The organism is Pseudomonas sp. P4_C1, from assembly GCF_056402155.1.
Map to the genome: position 1 here is coordinate 2,501 of NZ_JBFUHY010000123.1, position 5,400 is coordinate 7,900.

The following is a 5,400-nucleotide window of genomic DNA, read 5'->3' on the forward strand; positions in this document are numbered from 1 at the left end:
CTGACGGATCAGCGGAATCAGTACTGCCCTGTTTGCCACCCGCAGCTTGTTGGTGGCAAAACGCGGATCGTCCGCCCACTGCGGCTGCCCGGCCACTTCCGCAAACTTGCGGAACTGCCCATCGTTCCCGACGGTAAGGATGAAATCGCCATCCGCCGTAGGAAAATCCTGATAGGGCACGATATTCGGATGAGCATTACCCAGGCGCTTAGGCGCATTGCCTGTCGTCAGGTAGTTCATTGCCTGGTTGGCCAGACAAGCCACCTGCACGTCCAGCAGAGCCATATCGATATGCTGACCACCACCGTCATGATCCCGATGCGCAAGCGCAGCCAGGATCGCGACAGTCGAATACAGCCCGGTCAGGATGTCCGTCAGCGCCACGCCAACCTTCACCGGGCCCGCGCCGTCCTCACCTTCGGGTCTCCCCGTCAGGCTCATGAGGCCGCCCAGCCCCTGGATCATGAAGTCATAACCCGCACGTTTGGCGTAAGGACCGGTTTGACCGAACCCGGTGATCGAGCAATAGATCAGATCCGGATTGATCGCCTTCAACGATTCATAGTCCAGACCATAGGCCGCCAGACCGCCGACCTTGAAGTTCTCGATCAGGATGTCCGACTTGACCGCCAGCTCTCGCACCAGCTTCTGCCCTTCAGGGCGTGTGAAGTCGATGGTGACCGATTGTTTGTTGCGATTGGCCGACAAGTAATAGGCGGCCTCGCTGGTGTTCTCGCCATAAGCGTCTTTAAGGAACGGCGGCCCCCAGGCGCGCGTGTCATCGCCGTTACCCGGACGCTCGACCTTGATCACTTCGGCGCCAAGGTCGGCCAGAATCTGCCCGGCCCAAGGCCCGGCCAGCACCCGCGATAAATCCAGTACCCGTAGATGCGATAGCGCGCCCATGGACGTTCTCCTTAATAGAACGCCTGGAGGCCGGTTTGCGCACGACCAAGGATCAGTGCATGGACGTCATGAGTACCTTCATAGGTGTTCACCACTTCCAGGTTGACCAGGTGACGCGCGACACCAAACTCATCGGAGATGCCGTTGCCGCCCAACATATCGCGAGCCATGCGCGCGATGTCCAGGGACTTGCCGCAAGAGTTGCGCTTCATCATCGAGGTAATTTCGACTGCAGCGGTCCCTTCGTCCTTCATGCGACCCAGACGCAGGCAGCCTTGCAGCGCCATGGTGATTTCAGTCTGCATGTCGGCCAGCTTCTTCTGGATCAACTGAGTGGCGGCCAGCGGGCGACCGAACTGTTGACGATCCAGGGTGTACTGGCGAGCGGTGTGCCAGCAGAACTCGGCTGCACCCAGCGCACCCCAGGAGATGCCGTAACGTGCCGAGTTGAGGCAAGTGAAAGGACCTTTCAGGCCACGGACGTCCGGGAAAATGTTCTCTTCCGGAACGAACACGTTGTCCATCACGATTTCACCGGTGATCGAAGCCCGCAGGCCCACTTTGCCGTGAATCGCCGGAGCGCTCAGGCCTTTCCAGCCTTTCTCCAGAACGAAGCCGCGGATGTCGCCGGCATCGTCCTTGGCCCAGACCACGAACACATCGGCGATCGGGCTGTTGGTGATCCACATCTTGCTGCCGGTGAGGCTGTAGCCGCCTTCCACTTTGCGCGCACGAGAGATCATCGCACCCGGGTCGGAGCCGTGGTTAGGCTCAGTCAGGCCGAAGCAGCCGATCCACTCGCCCGACGCCAGTTTCGGCAGGTACTTCTGCTTCTGCGCTTCAGTACCGAATTCATTGATTGGCACCATCACCAGCGAGGACTGCACGCTCATCATCGAGCGATAGCCGGAGTCGATGCGCTCGACTTCACGGGCGATCAGGCCATAGCTGACATAGTTCAGGCCGCTGCCACCGTACTGCTCGGGGATGGTTGCGCCCAACAGGCCGACTTCGCCCATTTCGCGGAAGATCGCCGGATCGGTCTTCTCATGACGGAAAGCTTCGAGGATGCGCGGCGCAAGGCTTTGCTGAGCGAATTGCGCAGCCGTGTCGCGAATCATGCGTTCTTCTTCAGTGAGCTGTTGATCCAGCAGCAGGGGATCGATCCAGTTGAAGCTAGCTTTACCGCCCATGAGTGTGTCCTCTCGAATCGGGTCAAATAACGTGGACTGATCCTAGGCCCGGATCGGGGCCACGGCAAACGAGGATTTCGCATAGTGTTGTGCTAATTTATCACTCCGAAACATCGCAAAAGAGCATTTATGCGATGTATTAGTGAGGTTGACGTACATGCGCAGAAAGATACCCAGCACCACCGCCCTGATCAGCTTCGAGGCCGCGGCGCGCCACGAAAGCTTCACCAAGGCCGCCCAGGAACTTTCGCTGACCCAAGGGGCGATTTGCCGACAGATCGCCAGCCTTGAAGAGTTCCTCAGTGTGGAACTGTTCCGACGCTCGCGGCGCGGGGTCAAGCTTACGGAAGCCGGCCTCTCCTACAGCCGTCGAGTGGCCACTCAACTCGATGCCGTTGAGCGCGACACCTTGTCCGTGATGGGCCAGCAAGGTGCCAATGTGATCGAACTGGCGGTGGTTCCGACCTTCGGCACCCAATGGCTGCTGCCGCGACTCAAGGACTTCCAGCAAAAACACCCGGAAGTGACGGTCAACCTGACCAACCGCACACGACCGTTCCTGTTTGCCGACACTGATTTCGATGCGGCGATCTATTTCGGCGATGCGGATTGGTCGGGTACAGAGTCCCACAGGCTGATGGGTGAAAATCCGATGCCCGTTTGCAGCCCCAACCTGCTCGGAAACAAGACCAGTCTGACGCCCGGCGAAATCGCCGACCTACCTCTTCTGCAACAAACCACCCGCCCCTATGCCTGGCGCCAATGGTTCGATTCCCAACACCTGAATGTCCCGCGAGACATGACAGGCCCCCGCTACGAGCTATTCTCCATGCTCGCCCAGGCGGCCATGCACGACATGGGCATTGCCCTGATCCCGCCGTTCCTGATTCAACGTGAGCTGAAAGAGAAACGCCTGGTGATCGCCAACCCGCAAGCACTGTCCAGCATCAAGGCTTATTACCTGATGATTCCTGAGCGAAAGGTCGAGTCCGCGTCTTTGAGGGCATTTCGTGACTGGCTGGTAAATCAGGCGCACAGCTACAACCTAGAAGGATAAAGGACTATTAGCGTTACCTGACCCCGTAGTCAGCAAATATAAAGACCTACAGATATACGTATTTGTCGCATACCAGCAAACTGTGTCGAGAAGTCGTACAAACGCCCCACAAGCGCCTGACCACGCGGCTTTGCGCCACTATTTCGAAGCGATGCCGCATCATTCATACGGCCGATGTGTAAATTCTTCAATTTCGGCCAGAATCCTTGCAAAGCACGGTCTGCAAGGGATAGAGCCGGTTGGTTGCGACATTCGGTCACGGGGTGACTTGTAGTTAATTTTCCGTCACCCGTCATAATCCCTTGAAGGGCACAAAGTTCGCCTGCAAAATGCCGCGCCCCGCCCTGATTCGGCGGGATCGTGCTGATCGGCCGCCCCAGCCGCACCATCCGTAGTGCCTGGGTTTACTCAACAAGATCACGCAGGAGATTTGACGTGCACATTGGTGTTCCTCTCGAAACCCAGACCGGTGAAACACGGGTTGCCGCAACCCCGGAAACCATCAAGAAGCTGATCAGCCAGGGTCATAAGGTCACTGTACAAAGCGGCGCCGGCGTCAATGCCAGCGTTGTCGACAGTGCCTATGAAGCGGCCGGCGCMACCATTGGCAGCGCCAATGACGCGTTTGGCGCAGMGCTGATTTTGAAGGTGGTCGCGCCCAGCRACAGCGAGCTGGCGCTGATTAAAAGCGGCACCGTTGTGGTGGGGATGCTCAACCCGTTCAGCAACGAAACCATCGCCAAGCTGGCCGAGTGCGGCATTACCGCCTTTGCCCTGGAGGCGGCRCCGCGCACCTCCCGYGCYCAGAGCCTGGACGTGCTGTCCTCGCAAGCCAACATCGCCGGTTACAARGCCGTGTTGCTGGCCGCGCACCACTAYCCGCGYTTCATGCCGATGCTGATGACSGCGGCGGGCACCGTGAAAGCGGCGCGCGTGCTGATYCTCGGTGCCGGCGTGGCCGGYTTGCAGGCCATCGCSACCGCCAAACGCCTGGGGGCGGTGATCGAAGCGTCCGACGTGCGTCCTGCGGTGAAAGAGCAGATCGAATCCCTCGGCGCCAAGTTCGTCGACGTGCCTTAYGAGACCGACGAAGAACGTGAATGCGCCGTCGGTGTCGGCGGTTACGCCCGCCCGATGCCGGCCAGCTGGATGCAGCGCCAGGCYGCGGCCGTGCACGAACGCGCCAAGCAGGCGGACATCGTGATCACCACCGCGCTGATTCCCGGCCGCAAGGCACCGACGCTGCTGAGYGCRSAAACCGTGGCCCAGATGAAACCGGGTTCGGTGGTCATCGACCTCGCGGCCGCCCAGGGYGGCAACTGCCCGCTGACCGTGGCCGATCAGGTGGTCGTCGAACATGGCGTGACCATCGTGGGCCCGACCAACCTGGCCAGCGCCGTGGCGGCCGATGCTTCGGCGCTGTATGCCCGCAACCTGCTGGACTTCATGAAACTGTTGTTCGATAAAGAMGGACAACTGGTGATCAACCTGGAAGACGATATCGTCGCCGCGTGCCTGATGTGCCGCGACGGCCAGATCGTGCGCAAGAACGGCTGAGGATAAAAACAATGGAAGACATGCTGATCTCTCACGGTATCTACAACCTGATCATCTTCGTGCTGGCGATCTATGTCGGCTACCACGTGGTCTGGAACGTSACACCGGCCCTGCACACRCCRCTGATGGCGGTGACCAACGCCATCTCGGCCATCGTSATCGTCGGCGCCATGCTCGCCGCCGCCCTCACCGTGACCCCGCTGGGCAAGACCATGGGCACCCTGGCCGTGGCCCTGGCCGCGGTCAACGTGTTTGGTGGCTTCCTGGTGACCCGGCGCATGCTGGAAATGTTCAAGAAAAAAGCGGCCAAAGCGCCGGCTGCCAAGGCCGCCGCAGTCAAGGCCGAGGTGCAGCAAGCATGAGCATGAACCTGGTTACTTCCCTGTATCTGATCGCCTCGGTCTGCTTCATCCAGGCGCTCAAGGGCCTCTCGCACCCGACCACGTCGCGCCGCGGCAACCTGTTCGGCATGCTCGGCATGGGCCTGGCCATCCTCACCACGGTCGGCCTGATCTACAAGCTCGGCGCCGAGCTTGCCCAGGACGGGATCGTCTACGTGATCGTCGGCCTGCTGATCGGCGGCACGGCCGGTTCGATCATGGCCAAACGCGTTGAAATGACCAAGATGCCCGAACTGGTCGCCTTCATGCACAGCATGATCGGCCTGGCCGCGGTGTTCATCGCCGT

General features: G+C 60.0%; 6 protein-coding genes (1 of these 6 running past the window's edge). 4 read left to right on the forward strand and 2 right to left on the reverse strand.

Features of this window, described 5'->3' with window-relative positions; translation table 11 throughout:
* Window positions 1–906, reverse strand: the 5' portion of a protein-coding gene (locus AC1DU9_RS28995) for a CaiB/BaiF CoA transferase family protein (protein ID WP_477811201.1). Its footprint begins 315 nt before the window's first position; only the first 906 of its 1,221 coding nucleotides appear in the window; it begins with the start codon at window positions 904–906; the stop codon falls past the left edge of the window.
* Between the two features lie 11 nt (window positions 907–917).
* A complete protein-coding gene (locus AC1DU9_RS29000) occupies window positions 918–2,099 on the reverse strand; it encodes an acyl-CoA dehydrogenase (RefSeq protein WP_008053124.1) in 1,182 nt (393 codons plus the stop codon).
* A gap of 157 nt (window positions 2,100–2,256) precedes the next feature.
* Here AC1DU9_RS29000 and AC1DU9_RS29005 point away from each other — a divergent pair, with 157 nt between their 5' ends.
* The 4 genes from AC1DU9_RS29005 to AC1DU9_RS29020 form a co-directional block, all read left to right on the forward strand.
* Window positions 2,257–3,156, forward strand: a complete 900-nt coding sequence (locus AC1DU9_RS29005) for a LysR family transcriptional regulator (RefSeq protein ID WP_223464005.1) — start codon at window positions 2,257–2,259, stop codon at window positions 3,154–3,156.
* A gap of 435 nt (window positions 3,157–3,591) precedes the next feature.
* On the forward strand, window positions 3,592–4,713 hold the full coding sequence (locus AC1DU9_RS29010) for a Re/Si-specific NAD(P)(+) transhydrogenase subunit alpha (RefSeq protein WP_477811202.1): 1,122 nt from the start codon (window positions 3,592–3,594) through the stop codon (window positions 4,711–4,713).
* Window positions 4,714–4,724: 11 nt separating this feature from the next.
* Window positions 4,725–5,075, forward strand: coding sequence for an NAD(P) transhydrogenase subunit alpha part 2 (locus AC1DU9_RS29015; RefSeq protein ID WP_046042645.1), 351 nt, complete (start codon window positions 4,725–4,727; stop codon window positions 5,073–5,075).
* On the forward strand, window positions 5,072–5,400 hold a 329-nt coding region (locus tag AC1DU9_RS29020), incomplete at its 3' end, for an NAD(P)(+) transhydrogenase (Re/Si-specific) subunit beta (RefSeq protein ID WP_477811203.1). The genes AC1DU9_RS29015 and AC1DU9_RS29020, both read left to right, overlap by 4 nt.